Raw genomic sequence first — 26,012 nt, forward strand, 5'->3', positions numbered from 1 at the left:
TATTGAATATATAGGAATATGATGCTTTAAAGGAGTACGGAAATTGCTGAAGTTTTTACAGCAAACCTGTATAGAGCAACTTCAGCAGAATAAACAAATACATGCCAATATTAGTAGAGAACTATTTACAGGTCAACTAACTTTTTCAAAACATATTTTAGTGAAAGTACCATGCTAGTTAGTGTTATAAAAAATTCAATTGTTTACTCCTTCAAAAAAGGGCGTATCTTTGTGAGAACAAGCAGCTTAAAAATAAGGTTATAAAAATAGAAGTTTGAAATCTTTGCAATAAAGTTAGGCAAAATAGTTCGTATGTAGATGTGGGTGAAATGGGCTAATGTGGTTAGTTTTAGCGTATAATAAAATTACCGTATAAAAAAGTTCGTACGGTACACATGGTAGACCATCCCATCCCAAAACAAACTCTTCTCTCATTAGCTGGTTTTGAGTTCTGGAAATGGTTATCTTACTTAAGATCTTAATAATACATTCTGCTAAATTAATACTAGTTTATTTTAGAATAATAACTAAGGTAGACTTATAAAAAACAGAATTTAAAATAAACAAAACGTCATGTATCTCTCATATTAAGAGGCTTTTGTTGAGAGTTATTCAAGTCTAAAAAATTTTTCAAATTGAGGATTGACAAAACTTAGAAAAGGGATATCTTACTCGAAATGGTATCAAGTTACTATAGTGTATGTTAGACGTAACAGTTTCCATGTTTTTCCATTCATAGAGGGGTAATTATGCTGCGTTCAGATATTCCAAAAGTTTTGTTTTCGTCTATTAAAGAGGATGATCCCTATAGAGCATCTAAGCTTTTTCAAATTGAGCGCTGGTGTTATGCAAATTGGGACTTGCACAAAAGGGGTGGTAAAAAGAGGCACAATTTTCTTTCACAAGTGCTATCTAATGAGGATTGTTGGAAGAAAGTAGACAATTTACATAAAGTTAAACTTGATAGGCAGGTGATAGGTAAAAAGCTGATAATGCCAGGCAGTCCCTTTAGTAACCCTAGCTATGAAATTGCCTGTAGGTGCTGCTTAGAGGAAGATATTATTGCTTTATTTGAGGAAAGAAAAAAAAGATTATCAGCTCAAGGTAAAAGTAGTCTGTTGGAGTATGGTCACTTAGTTAAATCTTTAACAAGCGACCTTTTAACAGGTTTTTGGTCACATTTTGTTAGCGGTTACATCTCTAAACTAAATCTAGATGGTCGTCATCCATATGAATATGGACTTAAATGTGCTATAGATTTGAAACAAGCGGAAGCAGTAGAATTCTTCTGGAATAAAATAAAGTCATTACCTGAAGATGAAATGGGCTCACAGAAAAAGGATGAGATCTTCATGAAGACAGCAGTGTATGCAGCAGGTAGTCGTTGTAATAGTTATCCTGAAATATTCGAATTTTGTTTTAGTCAAATAAATCCTGATAAATATACAGAACTTCTAAAAAGAGATTTAGCTGAAAATGGTTATTATGGTAGTCTAAACACGCTACAGGGTGCACTTCGCTTTGATCAATTTCAAGCATTGTTTGACTATTTGAAACCAAGTAATGTTTCAGAAGATAAATATCTTGTCTGGCTACACTATATAAAAACAGAGAACAGCTCATATTATGCTGGTGAAGGTGCAAAGCTTTTTATGCATATGTGGAGAAAGGAGGGATTTGATAGCCATCGTACTTATGTGCTGAAGGAAGAAGTTTCTAATAGATCTTGCTTTCTTGTTACAAGTTTATTAGTACCTTGGGTAAATCAAAGTTACATGGAACCGGTATGGGCAATATTAGATAAGGCTAATCCTGATCAAATCAAAGAATTTATGGATTCTAGACAAGCGGAGTATATACGATCTGTATTAGAGAAAAGAGATGTTGATTCACTAAATAAATTTTTATCATACGGTAAGTCTACAGTTGAAGAGTGTACTAGCTTAACTGAGGTTAAATTAAGTAAAGCATGTGAGCAATTAGAGTTGGGTAATTAAGAGGTGTTATAAGGCAATTCTATAAAGCAGGTTGTGGTTTCTTATTACTATTTTAGCTTCTATCAAAAAGAGGTTGCATTATAATACAAATGTTATATACATAAGCCAGCATATGGGTAAAAATAGCTTTTATTATTGATATCTCTGATTGTTATATAATAAGCTTGATATAGTGGGTTTAGTATAATATAATGAAGGGGGTTTATGTTCAAGATACAATATCCAACAGATCATCTAAAAAAAGAAGATGTTAATTCAAAGATTACTGAATTATCGGATGAAATGCAGTATATAGAGCAAGCTAAAGAATTTCCTCAGTTCAAGCGTTATCGGAGGTCTGACTCTGATTCTGAAAGTGAAAGTAGATTTAAAAGAATTGACGTTCCAGGGGACAATAGTTGCTTATTTTGGTCTGTTACTATGGCTTACTTAATACCTGTTAGAAATAACGACGCTTTATTTCGGCAAAGGTATGAAGCTTTATTTGGAAATGAAGGAGATGTAACCCAAAATTTAGATCATATTAGAGGTTTGGTCAGGAATTTAAATACTTCCAATTATGATGATACATTTGCAAATTTAGTAAGAAGTGTATTTCGCAACCGAGTAGTTGATTATATACGTGATCATGAAAATGAGTTCAGAGATTTTGTTGAAGGTGATTTTGAGCGTTACTTAGAAAATATGAGGAATCCTAATACTTGGGGAGGCGAGCATGAAATAAAAGCAATGAGTGAAATGCTCAGAGCAAGGATTAGTGTTTCTGGTGCAACTGAAAGTCGATATGAAAATGGAAATACTCAAATACAGTTATTTCATGTTGGCGCACCAGGTAAACGAAATCATTATAACTTTGGTCTTGAGAGAGGTACTGTTGATAATGATGTAGAGCTTGCGAAAGGTTTAAAAAAAGTCATGGGTAAAGGAAGACCACAAGATTTTGAATTAATACAGTTATTAATAGAGGAAGCAGGTAAAGGAGTTGGTATAAGCCGGCAAGATGAGGACTTTAAATCTTTTGAACCGAGATTTCAGTCATTTGTGGATCAGGTTCCATCTTATTTACACTCTGTAGAAAAAGCAGGATTTTTTACGCACTTCTTCTTAGGGAGCTTTTCTACTTTGCTGGATACAGGGATTGCAGAAAAGTTAAATATTAAAAAGATTTATTTTAGTTTTGATACCTCGAAAACTTTAAAAGTAGCTATTGTCAAAAATGGTCAAATTGGAAATGCTGAAGACGCTATTAATAATATAGATTTATTTTCCATTTCAGAAGGTAAGCGTGGCCATCAGTTTACTGTTAATGAGTTGGAGAGCATATTAAGAAATAATATAGATAGGAGTAAGATTAGAGATCGGAACGTTGAGCAAAATATTAAGAATGAAATTCAAGATAGAATAAAATCCAGATTAGTACAGATCTACAAAGGAAAGGATGGAATTTTTGTTAATATGGAAGTTAAAGAGATACTTGATTCCCCTGCTGGTAAAGAATTTCATGAAGTAGAGAAAGGAATATGGAATAATCCCGAAGGTGATATAGCGAAGCTATCTGATTCTGATGCGCAAACAGTTAGCAGGTCTTTAAAAAAAGTTCTTGAAAAAATTAATAACGTTCATTCTGAATATGTAGAATCAGTAGTCTATGATAATAGTGCACGTGAAGCAGCACATCATGGATTTATGGTAGGCGTTTTCATGAATTTCCACTATAGGTATAATCTTAGAGTTTATCCAGAGCAATTTGCAGGAAGGGGTTATGCAGATATTATCCTGCTAGCTCGTGGTCCTGATCGTGCATTAAACTCTATTCCCATTATTATTGAATTAAAAGCAGGGGCAGGTCCTAATGCCACTCCAGATAAGGCTTTGCAACAAGCAGAGAGGTATGCACAAGGCTTCCAACCAAATGTTATGCGGGTTTTAACCACTGCGGACGAAATTTTATGTGTTGGTGTCAATCTTGATAGTTCATCTCCTATTTCTAATATCGGAGGGTCGAGCCGTGAGGGGAGAGTAATTCCTCTTTTTCAAGATATATTAAAGTCTGCTGATGATTGGGATACGCAAGAAATCTACACAAATGCGCTAAAAAAACGAATAAAAAATAATATGGAACGTATCTATCACACGTTTCCTGGTACACCGGAAAAGGGAGATAATCATTATTTTAGTAGGTTTTTACTAGGGCAATTGTTATTATTAAGTGAAGATTCAGGAACAAGTTTAAAAAAATACATTTTTATCTATGGAGGCAATATACCTACTGAAGTGCATCCTAATCTTCGTAGGCTTAGACGTCCAGCAGCTGAAAGAGCCAGAGAAAGACTATCGGCTAATCTTGATGCAAGCCATGCAGTTGTAACAATGGTGCTTATTCCAGAAAATACAGAGAAATTGGTTTATGTGATAAATATTATTGAAGCTAACAGAAAAGATGTTCTGAACATGCTAAATGAAGTACTCCCTCTTGATAGATTAAATAGAGAAATAGGGAATAGGGAAATAGTCGAATTAAATCTTAATTTTGATACTAGATACAAGTCAGATTTTAGAAGATATCTTACTATTTGGACTGAAAAATATAATTCTTTACAAGAGTACAACAACGGAGATAATAGATTTCAAGGTACTTTTAAAGAAGTTACTTATCCTAATGAGTTAAAAGAAACATTTGATAAAGCACTAGATATCCAATCCTTATCAATAAGAGGATATAGTAGATTATTAGAAAAAATTGGAGAAGGAATCTTTCCTTTTAAGAGTCTCGTTAATAAAGAAGCTCATTTCCAGGGAATATTGAATGGAGTATTTAGTTATTATAGCGACCTAAAATTACAAGAATCACCAGAAACTAGAGCATTAGTTTTAACTGAGTTTCAAACTGGTAGAGGGGAACGCATTGATATGCTAGTTCATGGTATTAAGTTTGTAGCTCAAGGTGGAAATGCTGAGGAGTACACTCCAATAGGATTAGAACTTAAGACATCAAGGCAGGGCAAAGGAGCTAAAGCTTTATTGAGGGAAGCAAATGATCAAATAAATGAAGAGTATAAAGAGGGCGTTACCTATAAAACACTCACAGATGGTGATGAGGTGAAATTTATCGGTGTTGTTTTCGATAAAGGATCTAATAATCCAAATAAACTTATTTTAACAAGTAGGACAGCTAAGGAAGGATTTATTCCTGTTAGTGTAGTTCATAGTTCAGTTCATATGTTACCTACTGTAGGGCAGTGTTCTAAAGGAGAAAAAAGAGAACCTTCATCACCAGAGTATCCACCAAGTAAAAAACCAAGAAGAGAAAGAAGTGTAAATATGGCCTGCAAGGATTCGTTTGATGAAGAAGAGATTACAGAAGAGGAAAAAGAACAACGTATCAAAGAGTTGTTTAATGCTGACAAGGTAGCAGAAAGAGTAAAGAATATTGAGTTTTATGATCAGCTTTTCAAGGTTTCTGAGCGAATATCTAGAGGTGAAACTATAGACCAAAATGTTGAAGAAGCATTTATCGCAAAAGTTAAAAATATAGATCTAAGTTCAATAGATCCAGAGATTAGGGATATTGTGAAGGAGATGAAGGACAACATAGAAAATAAAGAAGAAATGAAAAATATCCTGAGAAGGTCTGGAGTAGCAGAAAAAATAGGGAAAGTAGCAGAAGGTGCAGGTCTTGCCTTTACGGTATTTTTAGTTGGTAAACATATAGCAAATGGAGATGTAGAAGGGCTAGGTTATGATGCATTAAATCTCTGGGTAATGCCAAAGATTGGTGAAAAAATCTCTGGAAAAATGTTAGAGTTAGGAACAAAGCTTGATTCTCAGATGCTAAAGGGATTTGCTCCAGTTATGGGACGTGCTATAGGTAACTTTGCAGCATTTTTAGGGTTAGCGGAGTCGATAAAAGCAAGGGAAAATGCAACAGATCCTGTAGATGTAAAGATTGCTGACCTAAACATCGCAACTAATTCCATCTTTATAGCTGCAGATGTACCTGCAGTTGTTACTGAAACAATGTCGGCTATAGGTATGGAAGCTGGAATAATAGGAGAATTTGCAGGTCCAGTTGGTGCTGCTGTTTCAGTTGCTGTTATTGTCATATCACAGTTTGTAGAAGCAGGGCTTGAGGTAGAAAAATTAGCAGAACATATAAAACTTACAGATCAAGAGAAGCATGATTTGTATTGGGATTTCTTTCTTGGTAAAAAAATACTAGATTATATAGAAAATGATCTACAGGCAAAAGAGATATATAAACAGTATATATCAAAGGTCTTAGATAATTTTGATAAGGATAACTATACTCAGGTAGTTATGTCGTTACCTTCTATACTGATTAAGAAAGAAGAATACGCTACTAATTCTTATTCTCGTAGTAAAAGGCAATGGGAAGGAATTGGTATTGGTATGCTTAAGGCAAGGAGTTTGTGTAATCGTGTGATGAGAATAATTAGTACTGAGTTTGATTTTGAGCAAGAGGTAAGAGCTAAATATCCATTCTACAATATAGAAATTGCTCGGAACTTTAACAGAGTAGTTCCAAGTACAATAGGAAGTTATAATCTTGTTTGTGGACCTCAAGGAGATGACGTTGCTAAACAAATTGTCAGTACGCAAGAGCTAGCAAAACTATCGGTAAATTGTGACCCTTATGATAGCGAATCCAAGGGGAATCAGGGCACCATACTAAAGAAGATAGTAGAAAGGTGGTTTTTACAGGAACATATGACTGATTGCTATAATGCAGTTTCATATAACAGAAGTGATCCTTCTGGACCTGTAAAGATGTTATTTTATATGTCTAATAACAATGCTTTTATAAATGTGACTTCTAATTATACCATTGATGTTATTTTTAATGGTAAGAATATACTACTTAATAGTTATGGAATCAATAATCAAGGGTCTGGTATACAGAACAGGTATTATTTTACAAATCAGCTAAGTAATTGTGATATTCATAAACAAGGAACGAATTTCTTCTACATAGCAAAGGATAATTTTGTATGCAATTTAGGTGGATCTTCTATTGGGCAAAATAATATAGTTGTAACACGAGGTAATTTTGCAGATTCAGAGAATATACACTCTGTCATTGGAAGTATCAAAGCTAATCATATAGAAGTTTCTCATGCAAGTTACGTTGATGGTAAAGGTGGCAATGATGTAATAACGGCAAAAAACTTTACTACAATAAAAGGTTATTTTGGTGATTCTATTCATGGAAAAGGTTTAGTATTATTACCAATAAATCTTAGTGATATAGGTAATATAACTCATGCTAATAATATAACAAACATCTACAATAAAAGTGGGGCTTTTATAAGTGTAGATAAACAAACATCGGTAAAAACAGCAGATGGTTTATCTGTAACTCCAACAAAAGTAGACATTAATACTGATAGAGTAACAAATGTGCACATAACAAAATTAGATAATAAGTTGGATAATCTGCAAAAAATGGACAATTCAAACTTTAATATTACAAAGCAATTATTAAACACTAATTATCATGGTGTTGTAGGTAGTTCTAGTAATCATATTTTTTACCCTGATGAGGATCACCATAATTTTTACTGGGAAGCTCCAAGTAATATAAGTCATCTTTATCTTTTCGATAACAGAAACGCTAATATTACAATTGCTCAAGCAAATGGCATATTAGATTTTAGCCAGTTAAATTGTACATTAGATGATATGCCATTTACAGAGAATAATGCAGGGGAAATAAAGATTAATAAAAATGGCCTAAACGTAACGCTGTTGTCAGATTATAAAGATGTTACAGTTACATTTGACGGGGAAGAATATTACAAGCTTCAGAGTGGGGAACTAGAGCGAGATTATTGTTCTCATAGCTTAAAAATAGATGGAAGGTTTAGTGTTAATGGTACTGACCTTTTAAATCATCATAATTGCTTCACGTTTGATTCAGATAAAGTACTCTTTTTGAAGTTAAATAATGACTTGCTATTGTTATCAGATAGAGGAGCATTATCAATATCACATTACTACTCTTCTGTTCACAAAAATTGGGATTTATCTGTAGAACTGAACAATAGAATTATGGAACCAGAAGAATTTGGAGAAAGAGCTGAGGACTTTAGTTCTTTCAGGTATTATAAACCAGATGAGCAAGGGTTACAGATTTATCATAATCAGCCTATTAATAAGAATGATATTGGTTTGGTTGATTTGAAAGGTAAGTCTATATTAGATTTCGATATGAAAGTTATGAATGATACTTTATTGTTATCACATAAAAATAACACTCTTGTAAAAGTAGAGAACTGGAATACTTATCAACCAGCAAGAGAGATGATATTTGCTTTTAATGATGCAACAGTTTCTAACTCAAAGTGTATAGTTTCTACTTGTAAATCAGAAGATATTGTAGTAGAGTTTAACAGAGAAAAAGAGCAAACGCAATTAGATAAAGAACTGTCAGATGCAGTACAAAGTAATAGTTTTAGTAAAGTTAAAAGTCTTGTAAGTCGAGGTGCTAATATTAATGCTAAAGATAATGATGGTAACACTCTTCTACATAATGCTGCTAGGGAAGATCGCTTAGATGCAGTAAAGTGTCTTATAGATAATGGTGCTAACATAAATGTTAAAAATAATAGAAATTTGACCCCTCTACAAGTTGTAGGTTCTAATAGTAATATAGAAAGGGTTTTGAGGCAAGCACACTTGGATAAAGAATTGTTACTTACTGTGAAAAGTGAAGAGGTTCTAAAGACAATTAATAATCTTATTGTAAAAGGTATTAACGGAGGCGAAGATAGACATGGTGCGTACTATTTTGCTTGGGCTGGTGACTTGGGTACAGTCAAGTTTATTGTTCAGAACGAGGGTGGTGTTAATGTTACTGATAAATATGGCTGTACACTATTACATTGGGCTGCATTGAAAGGTCATTCAGATATTGCTAAGTTTTTAGTTGATAAGGGAGCTAATGTGAATGCTAAGGATATACTTGGCAGAACTCCTATGCACTTTGCTGCTTCCAACGGTAAATTAGATATAGTAAAATATTTTATAGATGAAGAGAAAGTTGATGTTAATATAAAAGATAATGGTTACTGGACACCACTACATTGGGCTTCTTGGGGTGGTCATCTAGATGTAGCAAAGTATCTTGTAGATAAAAGGGCTAATATTAATGCCAAAGATAAGGGCAGTAAAATACCGTTAAATGTTGCTATCGATCAAAAACATAATGATGTTGTAAAATATCTAGAACAAGCACAATTAGATTTGAATAAAGAATTGTTAATCGCAGCAAAAGGTGGTGATCTTAATAAAGTTATAGATCTGATAAGCAAGGGAGCTAATGTTAATGTTAAAGATAACAATGATGATACCCCTCTGCACCTTGCTGTTGGTTATTTAGATGTAGTAAAATACCTTATAAGTAAGGGAGCCAACATTAATGCTAAGTGCAAGGCTGGTGCAACACCGCTAGATATTGCTGCCTATCAAAAACTTAGTGATGTTGTAGAGTATTTGAAACAAACACAATTAGATTTAGATAAAAAATTGTTGATCGCAGTAAAAAGTGGTGGTCTTAATAAAATTATAGATCTTTTTAATCGAGGTGCCAATATTAATGCTGAGAATGAATATGGCAAAAATCCTATACATATTGCTGCTGAAAGCGATTACAAGAATATTATAGAATTTCTTCTTAGCAAAGAGGGAGTAGGTGTTAATGATACTGATGAGCAAGGTCATACACCACTGCACTGGGCTTCTTGGAGTGGTCATTTAGGTATGTTGGAGTACCTAATAGGTAAGGGGGCCAACATTAATGCTAAGTGCAAGGCTGGTAGAACAACGCTAGATATTGCTAGAGATAAAGGATATAATAATATTGTGGAATACTTAGAGGGAAAACTCAAGGAAGAAAGAGAAAAACCCGCACAACGTAAACGCCGTCATCACCATGGAGATCATGATCATCATCGTAGTCACTTATCACGTAATCTTCTTGCTATAGATTCAAGTGGTCAACCTGAAATAGCAGCAAGTAGTGGCACAAGACCATCTTCATGGATAAATGGTTTATTGGGTTGGGTGAAAAGTTCTGTAGGTGGATTATTTTATTCTAGAGCTGCTTTACCTGAGGAAACATTAAGTACTACAAGTTCAATCTCACAAGTTGATGCACCAATAGATGTAAATGGTACAATAATGTTGCTTGACTTATTAATTAGAAAGGTTACAGGTCAGAAGTACATTTTTACAGTAGACCAGTCTATATCTCCACTAGAAGCACAGGGCTATGCATTGAACATTAAAAAGGGATTTAGGAAAGTAGTAGAACAAGCTGCAAGGGATAGCAAAATATCAATACATCGATTAGATATTGACTTTATAAAAGTACAAGAAGAAATTACTAGAAAAGTCATGGATGGTAAATTTAATGAGATTTCAGGGATTTTAAACTCACATCTAGAGAAAGCATGTCCTGGTAGGGAAGCAGGGTGCCCTGGTAAATTAAGTCCGAAGAAATTTGAAAAGTTTATAGCTCAATTTAATAAGGGTCTGCTAAATCAATCAATAGAGCAGATATTACACAACAGAGATGGTAGATTAGAAGTTGATGGTGCAAAAAAACAGCAAATGAATTTAGAGCCTCAAAGTTATTTAAGTAATGCTTCCGTTCAAGGCCATTTGACTAGGAATAAGGTTAAATTAATTTCTTAATCTCATCTAAAGAAAGGCCGGTTATTTCAGCGATAACATCAATAGATACACCGGCCTTGAGTGAGTTTTTTGCAACTTCGATTTTACCTTCAATTTTACCTTTTTCATGGCCGATTTGGATGCCTTCTTGTCTACCTTTTTCTTGACCAACTTTAAGACCCTCATCAAATTTTTGAGCTAAAGCAGCAATCTCATCCATTATGCGTTTTTTCATTTGTTCATATGCTAGTAACTCTTCTTCTGACCAATTAAACTTATTCATCTCTTCATAAGCTCGTTTTATTATTACGTCACTACCAACTATTTTATCTAGGTCCTCTTCGTTTGTTTCTGCTGCATAGCGAAAAAAGTAACACCATTTTTCTACTATATTTTCTAGTTGGTCTTCTTTTGTCTTTGTAAATTTTGGTAGTTCTATGAATACGAAGTAAAAATCCTTTAAGTCATGTTCAAAGCTATTTTGATCTAAAATGACATGATTAGATTTATACTCAGCCTTATCTGGAAAAATAATACAATCAGCAACGGCTATGAAGATAATTTCCTTGAGATTATGGTAGTTATCACCTTGATCAGCTTGACTTGAGTAGGCTTTGGCAGCATAATATTGAGCGCGTTTTTCGAAGCCTTTGGTCTTAGTGAATTGGTCAGGTAAGGAAGCAGTATTACTACTACCCCCTCCCTTAGAAACGCAGCATGCAGGTTTCCCCACACTACGCTTGAGCCCCTTATCTAAGTTCTTCTTTTCTAGAACCGGCTTGTCCTTCATGATTCCTCAGGAAACATCATTCTTAATGGTGACACCAACAGTAGAGAACCTTCTCTTGAAAAGGAGCTTGCTAACATTCTTGTTCGTTTCACTCTCTCATCAAAATACTTTTTCCATTTTAAGTCAAGGGGATTTGCATCCGCTCTGATTTTAACATGTCGTCTGATAGGTATATCAATCAGCTTAAGCAGTCTTAAATACCGTATCTCTTTTGGTTTGTTCTTGCATATGGGTGCAGCAAAAACCCATTGGCGTTGACCCATTACTTTGAAGTAACGATTCTTTATCCAACGTAATCCTTTACGAGGATGTCTTTTCTTTGCCCATTTCCATAAACTATGCCAAATTTCATTGTCGATCTTTCTAAACGCTTTTTTAGCACACACATGGTGATAGTAATTTCCCCATCCTCTCAGTAGAGAGTTGAGTGACTTAATTACTATAGCCTGAGTGTTCGCTATATTTGCTTTTATCAATGTACGTGCTTTATTAAGAAGTCTTTTAATACTTTCTTTCGAAGGTTTAATAATTAACTTCTTATTATATCTACGTACATTACAACCAAGAAAGTCAAACCCTGTTGTAATAGATGTAATCTTTGTCTTCTCTTCTGACAGAATTAAACCTCGCTCATGAAGAAAAGATGATACTAAAGGCTTAACTTCCTTTTCCAGTACTTCATGTGTGAAACCTGAAATAATAAAGTCGTCTGCGTACCTGATTACATTCACTCCACTTCTGATTTTTCCTCTTCTTTTGCTACCTAATTTACCAAAGCGACTTTCTAATAACTGTTCAAGACCATCTAAGGTAAAGTTAGCTAGTATTGGAGAAATTATACTTCCTTGCGGAGTGCCAGCAGTTGTGGGATACAGAGTTTTCGATTCTAGGAAACCAGCTTTTAACCATCTATGAAGAATTTTCTTTTCCATAGGAATATGCTTCATAAGCCATTCATGGTTAATGTTGTCAAAGCACCCTTTGATATCACCTTCTAGTATCCATTGTGGTCGATTGCGTCTTGCCAGTAATAAGTGACAAGCAGCAATAGCATCCGCGCAGGATCTTTTAGGTCTAAAGCCATAGGAGTGACGATCACTGATCGTTTCAGCTATCGGTTCCAGAGCAAACAGATATAATGCTTGCATCGCTCTATCTTTTATCGTGGGTATACCGAGAGGCCTTCTTTTGCCATTAGATTTACTGATATAAATTCGTTTGAGCGGAGAAGGTTTATATCCTCTTTGTTTTAACAGCTTTATTCCTTGAAATTTAGCATTGCAAGTTGACCATAGTTGACGATCTACACCTGCTGTGGTTTTTCCTTGGTTTTCAGTTACTCTCTTAACAGCCAAAGCTTTTCCGCTAAAAGAGCGTGTGAGAAGATGTTGTAAAGCTTTTACCTTACCCCATCTTCCTTCTTGGACAGCCTTAACAATACGTCTTTGTAGCCTCACAATAACTTTCTGGCATTTCTTCCATGGCAATTGCTTCCATGCTTCAAAGCTTTCGGTAGATGCACTTACAGGTTTACTTGTAATCATCTGCTTTCCTACCTTAAGTGGTTAACAAAGTTTCTTGTCACGAGGGACCAAATGGAAGTCTGCTCGTTTTCACGCGAATTAATGTTACAAATTCTATCCATTTCGTTACAAAATGGCATTCGCTTTCTCCATTCTCCTTTACCTGCACTTCCATCAGCATTCCTTGCGGTTTGCTTGCCATGTAGGCGAAAATACAGGCTTACCCTGTTTCTCCAGTCATACAACAGTGGGTTAGGTGGCTTCTCTATACCGGTGGAGTTATTATTTGCGTACATCTAGAAATGAAAAATGTAACTTATCCACATTACCTTTTGGTCAGAGCTTATCAGCATCTTTAGCTCTTTCATCGTATCGGTACTTATAAAGCTTCACTTACGTTCACCATACCACTAGCCTAGCCCTCCAACCACATGATGCTTGCAGTTTATGCCCCTCTCACGATTGAGCATCTTCTTTTTCAAGAGGAGGTTCATTGTCCGCATCGCTTGGCACCAACCGGTTGCCCGATTCGCACTGATGCGTAGACTCAGACGGCAAAACATCTGGTTTAATAAGTTTTAGAATCCTTTCAGTTTCTTTCTGAATGAATTCCTCTCCTTTTAAACAATATGACCGAAGACTTTCAGGTCGCACCATTTCTATAATATATCTTGAACCTTGAGAGTCTTTACAAAGAACATCGACAATACTTTGCTTTTTAGCGGCAATTTCAGGGTCTAAAATGGTAGCTAAGAATTCAACATCGTGAATAGCAGCTAAGCCAGTGAAGCCTAAAATATCGTTCAAGAAATGAATGAGAATATCTTTGTTTTTCTCAGTGCCAAATATTCTTTTGAAGGCATAATCGTTGCGTGCATCAAGAAACTTCGAAAGAGCCATGAGAAAGTAAAATAAAAAGCATTAATTATTATACACAATTGTGAGGAAATGTTCAATCTTTTTATTGTTTTAAATGTGTTGATGAAAAAACGTCTGTCAGAGATCATCTGAGAATTGCATTTAAGGCTTTAGATGTAATTTGGATCATCTTTTTATAATTGCCTTATAAAATACCTTAAAAACCCCAGCAAATGAATTGATAAGCTATGAAGAGCTTAAAAATATTTATTTTCAGTGTGAGAGATTAACCTCCTAATAAAAATACGAGCCCAAAAGCTCAATTACGATTTACCTAATATCGAGAGGACAGGTTTGTCAATCTCTCACACCTTACATTTTAAAATATTCAAAAAATAATATCAACATATTTCGGTAGCAAATTTACGTTGAATCTATATCCTGTAAGTATGGGCGAAAAAAAGAAGGTTACAATATATACAGATGGATGGAAATCCGGGGCCTGGTGGATGGGCAGCCGTGGTGATGTATGAAAATAAAAGTATCTTTATCAAAAAACGCATCTCTGGAGGTGAAAACGAATAACAAAATGGAGTTAAAGGCTGTGATTAACGGGCTAAAGATGTTGAAAGTTTCTTGCAAAGTTGTTTTACACACTGATAGTCAGTATATTAAACAAGGTATAACAGAGTGGATCAATAAGTGGAGAACAAATGGTTGGAAGACAGCCAATAAAAAATCAGTAAAAAACGTTGAGTTATGGAAGGAATTGGATGAAATTGTCTTGCAGCATGATATTAACTGGAAGTGGGTTAAGGCTCACAGTGGTAATACCTATAATGAAGAGGCAGATAGACTTGCTAGAAAGGAATCTAAAAAGCTAAAATATAGAGATTGTGAGATCAAGAAATCACAAAAAAATAGAGGGAGCTCTAAGTTTCATAGATTGGAGGGAGTGTTATGGCAATAATTCTTTTAGACACAAAAACTATAAATCGTATAGCAGCGGGAGAGGTAATAGAAAGGCCAGCGAGTGTAGTAAAGGAATTAGTAGAAAATGCAATAGATGCTGGAAGTTCAGAGATAGAGATCAAAATAGAAAGTGGTGGACGTAACCTTATAACTGTGACAGATGATGGAAATGGAATAGAAAAGAACGATCTGGAACTAGCACTTATGAGGCATGCCACTTCAAAATTAAGTGATAGTGAGTTAATAGAGATCAGACATCTTGGCTTTAGAGGAGAGGCTCTGCCTTCAATTGCAGCAGTAAGCAGAATGAAATTATCATCTAAGGCAAGTGAAGCAAAGGAAGCATGGTCTATAAGATATGAGGGAGGAGAAAAAATAAGAGAGATTACCCCTTGTTCTTTGTTGCAAGGTACATATATTGAAATTCGTGACTTATTTTTTGCCACACCAAATAGACTAAAGTTTCTAAAAACCGAAAGGGCAGAAACACAAAGCATTGTTGACATTGTAAATAACTTAGCAATGATTAACTATAGTATTGGGTTTACTCTCACTTCTGGTAATAAAAAGCTCTTAAAATATGTTAAGCAAACTTCGCTGTTCAACAGATTATGTGAAATAGAAGAAGAATTTCAAAGCAATTCACTGGAAGTTAAAGAGGAAGAAGAAGGCATCAAACTTAAGGGACACATCTGTAAACCTAATGTCAATCGTGGCAACTCAACTCAGATTTATACGTTTGTTAATGGAAGGCCAATAAAAGACAATCTACTTGTTGGTGCAATTAGATATGCGTATCACGATTTTATTCCAAACAATAGGTATCCTTTTGCAGTGTTGCATTTAGAAGTACCATATGACCAAGTAGATGTAAATGTGCATCCAAATAAATCGGAAGTAAGATTTCAGAATAAAAGGCTAATATATGAAATAGTGAGAAGAGGGATAATAAAAACACTATCAACGAGATTTGCAGCGGGTGATCAAGGTATTGAAGAGGAGCTAATTTTTAATGATAGTAAAAGCCAAGAGCAGGTTGATAGTCAAGAGAAAAAAGATCAAAAAGAGTTTTATGAAAAGAGACCAAGTCTTTTAGAAAATCGTCTAATGAAAGAATTCAATGCACCAGATGAAAGAAGGCAAAGCTTACCAGAAACTTTTAAGTATGGAGAATCCCCAGCCCAAAAGGGAACGATGGTTTTAGAAAGGAAGCAAATTGATTTGGTAGAGGATCATCCCCTAGGATATGCACGTTGTCAGGTCCACAATACTTACATTATTGCTGAAGCTGGAGATAGGCTGATTATAGTAGATCAACATGCAGCCTATGAGAGGTTGATATACGAGTGCTTAACAAGCATAAAAAGACAAAAACTTCTCATTCCTGAAATAGTTGAAATTAAAAACCAAGCTGGAATGGGGATGGTTAAAACTTATAAAGATGAGCTTTTTGAAATGGGTTTTGATATTGAAATACAATCAGAAGATAAAGTAACGATAAAAGAAATACCTGCTATCTTGGGAACAATAGATATAAAAGAGATGCTAGTTGATATAGTAGATAAGTTAATGGAAATGGAAGATACGTTGCCAATAGAGGATAAGGTGAATAAAATATCAGCCACAATCGCTTACCATGGAGCAGGAAGAAAAATGAAATTGGAAGAGATGAATGAGATACTAAGACAAATTGAGAAAACTCCATATCCTGGTCATGAAAGACCAACTTATATAGAAATGAAACTAATTGATATAGAAAAATTGTTTGAAAGGAGATGAGTTCAGTTTGTCAAAAAGGTTGCCAATTAAGTATACGTAACAGCTCTTCTGGTTATGGAGTATAAAATGTGAAAAAAGAGAATAAATGCTCTAATTTTTTAGATTACAAAGTAATAGGACAGGAAGTAAGAAATCGTAGATTAGCAAAGGGATATACTCAAAAAGATTTAGCAAAAAAAATAGGAACAACATATCAGGTAATACTGCAATACGAAAAAGGAACACGCAGAATTTCAATTAAGAAGTTATATGAATTAGCAGAAGCATTATCAACAACTGCTAGAGATCTAGCTTGCGGACAAGAAGTATCAAATGAGGGAAGGTATGAGGGAGAAGAGGTATTAAATCTAGTAAGAAGACATAGAGAGATTAAGGATCAAGAATTACGTGAAACGTTTTATTTATTAACTAAATTCATCCGTATTAGTGAGGAAGAAAGTGGAAAGGCGGTAAAAATAGAAGTAGCAAGGGGTTTGGTTAAGGAAGGAGTTTCTGCTCATGTTATCTCTCGAACAACCAATTTATCTGTTGATGAATATGATAATGATGAGAAAAAAATTTCCATTCCGTATAAAGTAGGTCAAAGAGTAAAAGAATGGAGGTTGAGAAGAGGATACACTCAGGAAGATTTAGCAAGTAAAGTGGGCATAATAAATCAAAGAATATATGAATATGAACAAGGACGAGCTGCTGTTTCACTTGAAATGTTAGATGAAATAGCAAAGATGCTATTAATTAATATTACAGATCTGCTTCCAGAAACAAGAGAAAATGAGAATAGTGAAGTGGAACTATCAAGGTTAATAGAAGAATACAAAAAGATTAAAAGCCAAGAATTACGTCATGTACTCATAAAATCTCTGTTTGAAAGCATACAAGTTTGCAAAGAGAAAGTGAAGAGAGTAGAAAAGATGAAAATTGCAAAGAATTTAGTTAAGGAAGGAATTTCTATCAATATTATTTTAAAAACAGTAGGCATCTCTTTAGACGAAATTCAACAAATTTAAAATAAAAAAATCAGTATCTATTAATATCTTTACTTTTTGATGAAAAAATAAGTAAAAAAGATTTAAAAATTGATTTGACTTCACTCAAAAGCTATGGCTTTATGCCAATGCTGACAAAAAACAGCAGTAAATATATAAAAACATTTTGTTATTAGTGAAGGGTAATTTTTATGAATAATAAGGAAAACAGTAAGGATCGTAGAGAAGAAATAGAATTCAGAGCATTAGAAAGCAACGGTAAAGCACTACTTGATCGTGAAGTAATAGAAACGTTTCTAAGTGCAGTGCATGACAGGGAAGAAGCTCGAATTATTGCTAGAAAGCTAATAGATAGTTTTGGAATAGGAGGAGTTTTAGGCCAGGAAATAGATGACTTGAAAACTATAGAAGGGATAACTGACTCTACAGTAGCAGTAATTTTATGCCTAAAGGAAGCTTCAAAGAGAGTACCAAGAGAAGAGTTAAAGAAAGGACCTGTAATGGATAACTTGGAAACCATAGTAAAATATTTAAGGGTGAGTATTGGCTATTCAGAGGAGGAAAAGATGAAAATAATATATTTTGATCAAAAGTGCCGTTTAAAGGGGGAAGAAGTGTTTACTGGTACAGTAGATAAGGTACCTTTTTACATAAGAGAAGTAACAAGAAAGGCATTAATAAGAAAAGCGACGTCAATAATAATATCGCATAACCACCCAGAAGGAAGGTTAAAGCCATCTGATGAGGATGAAGCTGTAACTAAAGACTTGGCTAAAGCTTGTCAGACTATAGGGATTAGGTTACTGGATCATATTATCATCACAAGTGTTGGGTATTTTAGCTTTAAAGAGCAAGGACTGTTATAAAGGAGATGTTTGAAGATTTTCATGAGCTGTTTAACTACTTGAATGAAGAAAGTATTTGTAAATGCATTAATTATTGCTTATAATTAATGAAAAAGTATATATTAAGTTAATAATAAAGTAATAAAGTCGGTTGTAGACTTAGTAAAGTATATTTAATAGCGGAGGCTAATATGGTTAATAAAATAATTGTACCTTTTGATGATCAAGAAGGAGGTGTTTACGAATTAAATGTTGATCTTGATAGATTATCAAAGGGTGAAATATCAAATGCGATTATAGGAATTGGTCGTACTAAGGAGCAATCCACCTTTGTAGGCAAAATTAATAAGGCTAAAAAACCTGGAGAAGTGCCCTCCTCTAATAGAGACGTTCAAATCAACTATGGAAAAGGGCTTGATTATATATATGGTACAAAACCTTTAAACGATCAAGCAGAATATTTAAATCCATTTACTTCAGCTTTGAAAAAAATAAAGCCAAGTGCAAGCGAAAGTGAAAAGTTAAGCTGGTTTAAGAGTTCTGTAGTAGAGGCAAAAAGCGTAAATGAATTGCATAAAGCCATAGACCAAGTATTAGCATCTGGAGAAAGGCTAAATGCATGTAATGATGGGGAATGGAGCTTTGCTGAGTATGTAATATTGGGTACACATTTTCATAAATTTGATAAGGCTGATCGTAAAAAGCTAATACGTAAACTAATGCTAAACGGTGCAGAGTTTCATGATACTTTATTGGAGAATAAATTGATAGGTGAAATCTATAATGAGCTACAACCAGAAGTTCAGCCACAGATAGATGAGAGACTAGAAGAACTAGAGAAAGCTGGAGAAAGTGCTGTGCAAGAAGGAGAATTAATAGATGTTGAAATAGATAATACAACATCGTATATAGAATTTTCTGGGGATAGCAAGGTAGAGGTAGCCAAAATACTGAGAGAGTTAGGAAGTAATATTTTAAAAATTGGCAATGATGCAGTTGAGGTTAAAAGTGAGAAGGGAGGTATAAGAAACTATATCGATATGTCAGATGGAAGCTCTATTATATTAGAATTTCCTACAAGCATTGGTAAGCTAGATATTATATTGTACCACGATGTAAAAAAATATGATCAAGTACAAGTCAGAGTAGAAAATAAGGAAATGTGGTCTAAATTACAAGAAAGAGGCGAAGAAATAGGAAAAAATTGTCTTTTTGCTGGAGTAAAACTTAAAGAAGCAGTAGAAAAGGGAAGTTTTATGAGATGTGGCATATGGAATAGCAAGCAGCTTATGAAGGAGGTTGATAGCCCAAGTGAAAAATTGTCTTCATGGGTAGATAAAGTACGTGAAAATAGTAAAGAAACTTTTAGGGGGCTTTAATTCATTTATTTTAAGGTTCCAGAGTCTAGTGTGCCGTAGAGACACAAGGAATGTTCAAGTAAGAGCAAACTAAGTGCAAAAGCTACGCAATAGATGGGGGTGGGCCCCTCGGAGCCGGCTTACAAGAGCAGGCTTCAAACAACCATAAGCTGCTTTGGTAAAAAGCTAAGGTAGTGAGCGTTATGGAAAAGGCGCAAATATGCGTCATGTGTAAAATAGAGAGATGAATGAAAATGAACCACTGATAAAGTGTCGAAAGGAATTGGATGATGTCAAAACCAGGGGTTAGACTTAACCTGGGATAAATCTATCGGGAGCTTGTTTACTGGATAGATGGCGTCCGGCATAGAGGTGGCATGAATCTATTTTGGGCTATTGCGTGGAACTGCGGGAACCTGTCGTTTCGATGATAAGGGAGAAATCCAAGGAGCTGATCTCTGAGGATGAGAGTACCGATGCGGAAAACAGGGGCGGATCAGCTCGTAGTAGTGAAGAAGTTTCTGTAATGGAAATGGAGCGAAGGAGCTGAGTTATTTAGTTTTAGTTATTTATCAACCGAAAGGGAGGAGTTAATGAATAAAACAAAGTCTTTTGATATACCAAAGCAACTTATTTGGAGAGCTTATAAACAAGTATCGAAAAATAGAGGTGCTGCTGGTGTAGATGGGGTTTCGATAACAAAGTTTGAGGAAAATCTAAAAGATAATCTATACAAACTATGGAATCGTATGACATCCGGAAGTTATTTTCCAGAGCCTGTAAAAGCTGTAGCAATACCGAAAGATATGGGAGGAGGACAAAGAATTTTATGTGTTCCTTCAGTATCAGATAGGATAGCGCAAACAGCAGCAACAATGTATCTCGAACCGTTAGTGGAGCCAAAATTCCATGAGGATTCATATGGTTATAGATCGAATAAATCAGCATTGGATGCGGTAGATACAGCGCGTAAGAGATGCTGGAAGTACGATTGGGTGGTAGACCTTGATATATCAGGGTTCTTCGACAATCTGGATCACGACTTAGCACTTCAGGCTATCAAGAAACACACAGACTGCAAATGGGTCATACTATATGTTGAAAGGTGGATGAAATCCCCTATACAACTTGCAGATGGCAGTAAAGTAGTTAGGGATAAAGGAGTTCCGCAAGGAGGTTCAGTTAGCCCAATCATCTCTAATATATTCATGCATCATGTGTTTGATATATGGATGAAAAAGAACTATCCGACGGTACCATTTGAGAGATATGTGGACGATGCGATAGTGCACTGCAGAACAGAGAAACAGACAAGATTTGTGAAAGTAATGATCGAAGAAAGATTGGCTGAGTATAGGTTGAAATTACATCCTAAAAAGACACAGATAGTGTACTGTAAGGATGACAATAGGAGAGATGAATTTCCTAAACAAAGTTTTGATTTTCTGGGTTACACATTCAGACCCAGGTTAGCAAGAAATAAAATAGGGAAGCATTTTGTTTCATTTCTCCCAGCAATTAGCAACAAGGCCAAGAAAAAGATTACTACAACCATAAGATCATGGAAAATGCTACGAAATACGCATATAACATTAGAGGAGATATCAGGAAAAGTAAATCCAATAGTCAGAGGCTGGTATCAGTACTATGGCAAATTTTACAGAACTGAGGTCTACAAATCTCTAAAGAATGTAGAGCGGCATCTAGAAAAGTGGGTCAAAAGGAAATATAAGAGACTCAGGAGTCACGGAAGACTAGCAAGACAATTTCTAGGAAAGGTGAGAGATAGGTCTCCAAATATTTTCTATCATTGGACACTAGGTTTAGGGTCAAAAAGGCTAAATAATGGGAGCTGTATAAGCTGAGAGGTTTATGTACAGTTCTGCGAGAGACTGGTAGGGGAAGTTCCACTGGTCTACTCTCCCCATTATATCTGGAGCCTTTGAGCTATAGTAGAAAATATTATATGTATGGTTCTTTGTATGGAAAAAAGTCTAGACTGTGAGGTAGGGCAAAAAGTAAAAAATTGGAGGTTAGAGAGAGGGTATACTCAGAAGGATTTAGCGGAGAAGGTTGGTGTAAAGTACTGGGCAATACTGCAATATGAAAAAGGGAGTCGTAAAATTCCAATTAAGAAATTATATGCTATAGCAGAAGCATTATCAGTAAATGTTAAAGGTCTAGTTTGTGGAGAGACGCTACCAAATGAAAAAAGATATTTTGAAGATGAAGAAATATTAAATTTAGTAAAGGGTTATAAAGATAAAGAATTAAGCGAGGTATTTTATTTATTAACCAAATTTATTCGTTTGAGTGAGGAAAGAAGCAGAAAAGCGGTAAAAATAGAAGTAGCAAGGGGTTTGATGAAAGTAGGAGTTTCTGCTCATGTTATCTCTCGAACAACTAACTTATCTATTGGTGAGTGTGAGGAGAACAAAATTCCCATTCCATACAAAGTAGGGCAAAGGATAAAAGAGTGGAGATTGATACGAGGATATACACAAAAAGATTTAGCGAATAAAGTTGGCATAACAAATCAAGGAATATACGAGTATGAACAAGGGAGAGCTGCTGTCTCACTTGAAATGTTAGATGAAATAGCAAAGGTATTATCAATCAGTATCATAGATCTACTTCCCGAATCAGATGAGGATAGTGAAGCGGAAGAAAAGCTATCAAAGTTGATAGAAGAATACAAAAAGATTGAGAGTCGGGAATTACGCGATATGCTAATCAAGTCTTTATTTGAAGGTATACATGTTTGTAGAGAAAAGGTCAGAGAGGAAAAGAAGATTGAAGTTGCAAGGAATTTAGTGAAAGAAGGAATTTCTGTTGATATTATCTTGCAAACGACAGGCTTATCAAATTATATGATTGAGGAATTTTTGTGATTTCATAAAAACTTAGCCAATAGTGGATTTTTTTGTGATAGAATATATGTTTGCTTCTGTAGGAAAAACAGCTTTTAGAGGATTTATCTATGATAATTCAGAGCATATTGAGCTACGAGCTGGGGAAAAAAATAGAAGGTTGTAGGATAGTACAAGGGTATACTCAGGCAAAATTAGCAAGCAAAATTGGTTTAACATATAAGGAAATACATAACTTTGAACTAGGGTGCAAGGCTATTACAATCAAAGAATCGTATATAATAGCAGGAGCATTATCAGTTAATGTTATAGATCTACTTCCAGTACCAACAGTACTAAGAGAAAACAGTTGGTATGAAGATGAGGATAAAGAAATAGTCTATCTAACAAAAATACATAGAGAAATTAAGGATCAGGAATTACGCAAGAAGCTGTATCCATTAGTAAGGTTTGTATATATTAGCGAGAAAATTAGCCAAGAAGAAGCGAAAATAGAAGTAGCAAAGAATCTAGTGAAAGAAGGAGTTTCAGTTGATATTATTTCCCAAGTGACTCGCTTATCTACTTATGAATATGATGATATAGAGAAAGAAATTTGTACTGATTCTATACTCTACAAAGTGGGGAAAAGGATAAAAGAGCAGAGATTAATACGGGAATACACTCAGGAGGACTTGGCAAATAAAATAGGTTCAACACCTAAAGAAATACACGACTATGAACGAGGATATACAGACATTCCAATTGAAATATTATATAAGATAGCAAAGACATTATCAGTTAACATTAAAGCTCTTGGACTAACAGAATATGAAAATGAGCCAGTTTTGAGGTTTGTAGGTAAATGCGAAAAAATTGAGGATCAAGAATTACTGGATACGGTAGCCAGATCTTTATCTGAAGGAATGCAAACTGGTAAAGAAAAGGTTAAAAAAGCAGAGAAAATCAAGATTGCAAAAGATCTAGTTAAGGAAGGTGTTGCTATTGATATTATTGTGCGAGCAAGTGGCCTAACTGCTGATGAGTGTGAAAATTGAATTGTGTTAAACAATATATTAAGATGTAAGTAAAGATAGTTATATATTTAATATTTCTATACAGAATTTTTCTATCACTTTCTGATTGTCCTCTATCATTGCCTTTGCCTCCTGTTGAAGAAATTTGATATTTTTTGATGTAATGTTATCCATGTCAGCCGACGCTAGCTTCAATTGCGATTGTATTCTTACGTATCTATTGCCTATTACTTGATTCATCTGATAATTTACGCAGTCCAATCCAGAGGCAAACATCACATTTAACAAAGGTTTTATCCAGCCTATTTTTCCAAATCTCTTTGAATTGGCATACTCTATGCTTCTGTCTGTTCTTCCAGTACCTATCGATAACAGTAGAATATCATCATTTGGAAATAACCTCTTACCACTTGCATATGCACAAGCCGCTGGATTATTGGCAAACACCCCACCATCCACTAATACTCTGTTTATCTGGTTAATTTTTAGATGTTTTGGTATGAAATAAGTAGGTGCAGCCGTTGCAGCTCTGAGTGCATCTTTCAGCTTAATATTACCTTCTTTCCAGCTTTTGAAGAAAAATGGGCAGTTATTGTGAATATCGTAACTCGTAATCAACACATCACTTAAAGTGTTTTTAAGGATATCATCGCCAAAATATTTATCCAGTACAAATTCAATATTTTTATGTGGGTATTGTGTGCAATTAAGCCAAGAAAATATTGATCTTCTCAAAAATGAAGATTTAAAAATATATGACCCGTATTTTTGGTAAAGCTCGACTAAATCATTGGCTGAATATTGAGGGTTTCCTTGTTTATCTTTTTTACATAATCCTGCTATAACAATTCCACCGGTTGAGGTTCCTGCCACTAAATCAAAGATTTCAGCTATCGGTTTCCTTGCCCTCTTTTCTATTTCTGCTAGTATAATGGCTGGTATGATGCCTCTTATGCCTCCGCCGTCAACTGAAAGGATGTATTTTGCCATGGTTAGGTATTTATTGATTTTATTAACTTGTTCGCTTTTATCGGGATGTGTTTCCTGCCCAAAAGCCACAGTCTGCTTCACGCCTGGAGAAAATTGCACCAACCTAATAATTGATTCCGTAGACTATGCTAAAAAATCTGTGTTGGTTCAGGCATACCAATTTACCTCAAAGCCTATTGCTGAATCCTTGGTTCAAGCTAAAAAGCGTGGAGTTGATATTAAGGTTATTCTAGATGAATCACAAACTAGTTCAAAACATAGTGTAATTAACGAATTATTTGAGCACAAAATCCCGATATGGATTGACTTTAAACCAGCGATTGCTCATAGTAAAATAATGATTATTGATGATAACAAAATAATAACTGGCTCTTTTAATTTCACCTATGCAGCTGAATCAAGAAATGCTGAGAATCTACTGATTATAACAGGGGATCCTCAATTAGTTGAGCAATACATCGAAAACTGGAAGGATCGTCAATCTCAATCTGATCCTTATACACCAAAAGTAGAAGAATAATTACTTTAAATCAGCTTTAAGTTCATCCAATTCCTCAGAAAGATTTTTTACCCTTTCCTCAAGTACTAACACTTTTTCCATTAAACCATATTCAATGAGTTTATCGTGAAATTGTACCCTTGAGTCTAGCTTGGATAACCACCATATCAATGCTACGGTTTGGATTAATATGGTAATAATTACCGTAATTGGGATTTTTTGCTTTTTCATGTGAAAATATTAACTTGTTATGGATAGTTTTAGAAATTTATGTATAGATTATAGAAAACTTACAGCTTTAGTGATTACTTTTTGTTGATTCGTATTGATCCTCTGCTTTAGCAAGTAGCTTTATGATTTCTCTATATGTTTTGCCTTTGTTTTTATCATATCGCAATTCCACTACAGCCATATCTCTTGGTCTTCTTCCATCTCGATCTGTAGCTATAGGATTTGATCCTTTATCTAATAAGAATTTGACAATTTCTAAATGTCCATTATCTGCAGCATAATGTAGTGCTGTTCGCTTAAATTTATTGGCAGTATTTATATCAACATCCTTTTCTACTAAAAATTTTATAATTTCTAAACATCCTTTTTCTGCAGCATAATGCAATGCTTTTTCGCCAATATTTACATTATTTTGTATCAAGAGCTCGATATTTTCTAGGTCACAAGTTTCAGATGCAATCTCTAATTTAGTAATGCTATCTTTATATCTCTTTTCAGATAAGGAAATACATACGATTACAATACATACTGCTAGTGCTATTAATAAAATTAGTCTATTTTTATATATGATCGAATTTATGTTCATGTATTATATATTTATTTG

Annotated in this window: 15 protein-coding genes and 2 pseudogenes; 11 read left to right on the top strand and 6 right to left on the bottom strand. The window is 34.6% G+C overall.

What is annotated here, in order from left to right; all coding sequences use genetic code 11:
* Positions 1-749: 749 nt before the first annotated feature.
* Together AAGD65_RS03125 and AAGD65_RS03130 are read left to right on the top strand one after the other, a co-directional pair.
* Positions 750-1,997, top strand: coding sequence for a hypothetical protein (locus AAGD65_RS03125; protein WP_264376384.1), 1,248 nt, complete (start codon positions 750-752; stop codon positions 1,995-1,997).
* 204 nt (positions 1,998-2,201) lie between these two features.
* Positions 2,202-10,712, top strand: coding sequence for an ankyrin repeat domain-containing protein (locus AAGD65_RS03130; RefSeq protein ID WP_264376385.1), 8,511 nt, complete (start codon positions 2,202-2,204; stop codon positions 10,710-10,712).
* Here the strand turns inward: AAGD65_RS03130 and AAGD65_RS03135 are convergent.
* The 3 genes and pseudogenes from AAGD65_RS03135 to AAGD65_RS03145 all read right to left on the bottom strand — a co-directional run.
* Positions 10,696-11,481, bottom strand: coding sequence for an Rpn family recombination-promoting nuclease/putative transposase (locus AAGD65_RS03135; RefSeq protein WP_341811015.1), 786 nt, complete (start codon positions 11,479-11,481; stop codon positions 10,696-10,698). The two genes, AAGD65_RS03130 and AAGD65_RS03135, sit on opposite strands and share 17 nt — an antisense overlap.
* Entirely contained in the window at positions 11,478-13,025 is a 1,548-nt protein-coding gene (ltrA, locus tag AAGD65_RS03140; RefSeq protein WP_019236826.1) for a group II intron reverse transcriptase/maturase, read from the bottom strand. Before ltrA (AAGD65_RS03140) ends, AAGD65_RS03135 begins: the two co-directional genes overlap by 4 nt.
* Positions 13,026-13,658: 633 nt before the next feature.
* Positions 13,659-13,904, bottom strand: a pseudogene (locus AAGD65_RS03145) (PD-(D/E)XK nuclease family transposase); the annotation flags it as partial.
* A gap of 407 nt (positions 13,905-14,311) precedes the next feature.
* Between AAGD65_RS03145 and rnhA the strand changes: the two are divergent.
* The 8 genes and pseudogenes from rnhA to AAGD65_RS03185 all read left to right on the top strand — a co-directional run.
* Positions 14,312-14,730: pseudogene (gene rnhA / locus AAGD65_RS03150) on the top strand (ribonuclease HI); the annotation flags it as partial.
* A gap of 92 nt (positions 14,731-14,822) precedes the next feature.
* Positions 14,823-16,613, top strand: coding sequence for a DNA mismatch repair endonuclease MutL (gene mutL / locus AAGD65_RS03155; RefSeq protein ID WP_341811016.1), 1,791 nt, complete (start codon positions 14,823-14,825; stop codon positions 16,611-16,613).
* 68 nt (positions 16,614-16,681) lie between these two features.
* On the top strand, positions 16,682-17,620 hold the full coding sequence (locus tag AAGD65_RS03160; protein WP_341811017.1) for a helix-turn-helix domain-containing protein: 939 nt from the start codon (positions 16,682-16,684) through the stop codon (positions 17,618-17,620).
* Positions 17,621-17,790: 170 nt separating this feature from the next.
* Positions 17,791-18,465 carry a RadC family protein gene (locus AAGD65_RS03165; protein WP_341810989.1) on the top strand — a complete coding sequence of 225 codons (675 nt, stop codon included), beginning with the start codon at positions 17,791-17,793 and terminating at the stop codon, positions 18,463-18,465.
* Between the two features lie 170 nt (positions 18,466-18,635).
* Entirely contained in the window at positions 18,636-19,823 is a 1,188-nt protein-coding gene (locus AAGD65_RS03170) for a hypothetical protein (protein WP_264376223.1), read from the top strand.
* 572 nt (positions 19,824-20,395) lie between these two features.
* Complete coding sequence (gene ltrA / locus AAGD65_RS03175) at positions 20,396-21,667, top strand: group II intron reverse transcriptase/maturase (protein ID WP_264377358.1); 1,272 nt, start codon at positions 20,396-20,398, stop codon at positions 21,665-21,667.
* Between the two features lie 117 nt (positions 21,668-21,784).
* On the top strand, positions 21,785-22,693 hold the full coding sequence (locus AAGD65_RS03180; protein ID WP_264374906.1) for a helix-turn-helix domain-containing protein: 909 nt from the start codon (positions 21,785-21,787) through the stop codon (positions 22,691-22,693).
* An 89-nt stretch (positions 22,694-22,782) separates the two neighbouring features.
* Positions 22,783-23,709 (top strand): helix-turn-helix transcriptional regulator, encoded by a 927-nt coding sequence (locus AAGD65_RS03185; protein WP_341811018.1) that lies wholly within the window; start codon positions 22,783-22,785, stop codon positions 23,707-23,709.
* A gap of 39 nt (positions 23,710-23,748) precedes the next feature.
* Here the strand turns inward: AAGD65_RS03185 and AAGD65_RS03190 are convergent, their stop codons facing one another.
* Positions 23,749-24,678, bottom strand: coding sequence for a patatin-like phospholipase family protein (locus AAGD65_RS03190; protein ID WP_264377097.1), 930 nt, complete (start codon positions 24,676-24,678; stop codon positions 23,749-23,751).
* Between AAGD65_RS03190 and AAGD65_RS03195 the strand changes: the two genes are divergently transcribed.
* Entirely contained in the window at positions 24,677-25,198 is a 522-nt protein-coding gene (locus AAGD65_RS03195; protein ID WP_264377098.1) for a phospholipase D family protein, read from the top strand. The two genes, AAGD65_RS03190 and AAGD65_RS03195, sit on opposite strands and share 2 nt — an antisense overlap.
* Here AAGD65_RS03195 and AAGD65_RS03200 read toward each other — a convergent pair whose 3' ends face one another.
* Together AAGD65_RS03200 and AAGD65_RS03205 are read right to left on the bottom strand one after the other, a co-directional pair.
* A complete protein-coding gene (locus tag AAGD65_RS03200) occupies positions 25,199-25,408 on the bottom strand; it encodes a hypothetical protein (RefSeq protein ID WP_262986488.1) in 210 nt (69 codons plus the stop codon).
* 67 nt (positions 25,409-25,475) lie between these two features.
* Entirely contained in the window at positions 25,476-25,994 is a 519-nt protein-coding gene (locus tag AAGD65_RS03205; protein WP_262986489.1) for an ankyrin repeat domain-containing protein, read from the bottom strand.
* Positions 25,995-26,012: the final 18 nt, after the last annotated feature.

Origin of the sequence: Wolbachia endosymbiont (group B) of Chesias legatella, assembly GCF_964026945.1 — a bacterium.
Classification (GTDB): Bacteria; Pseudomonadota; Alphaproteobacteria; order Rickettsiales; family Anaplasmataceae; genus Wolbachia.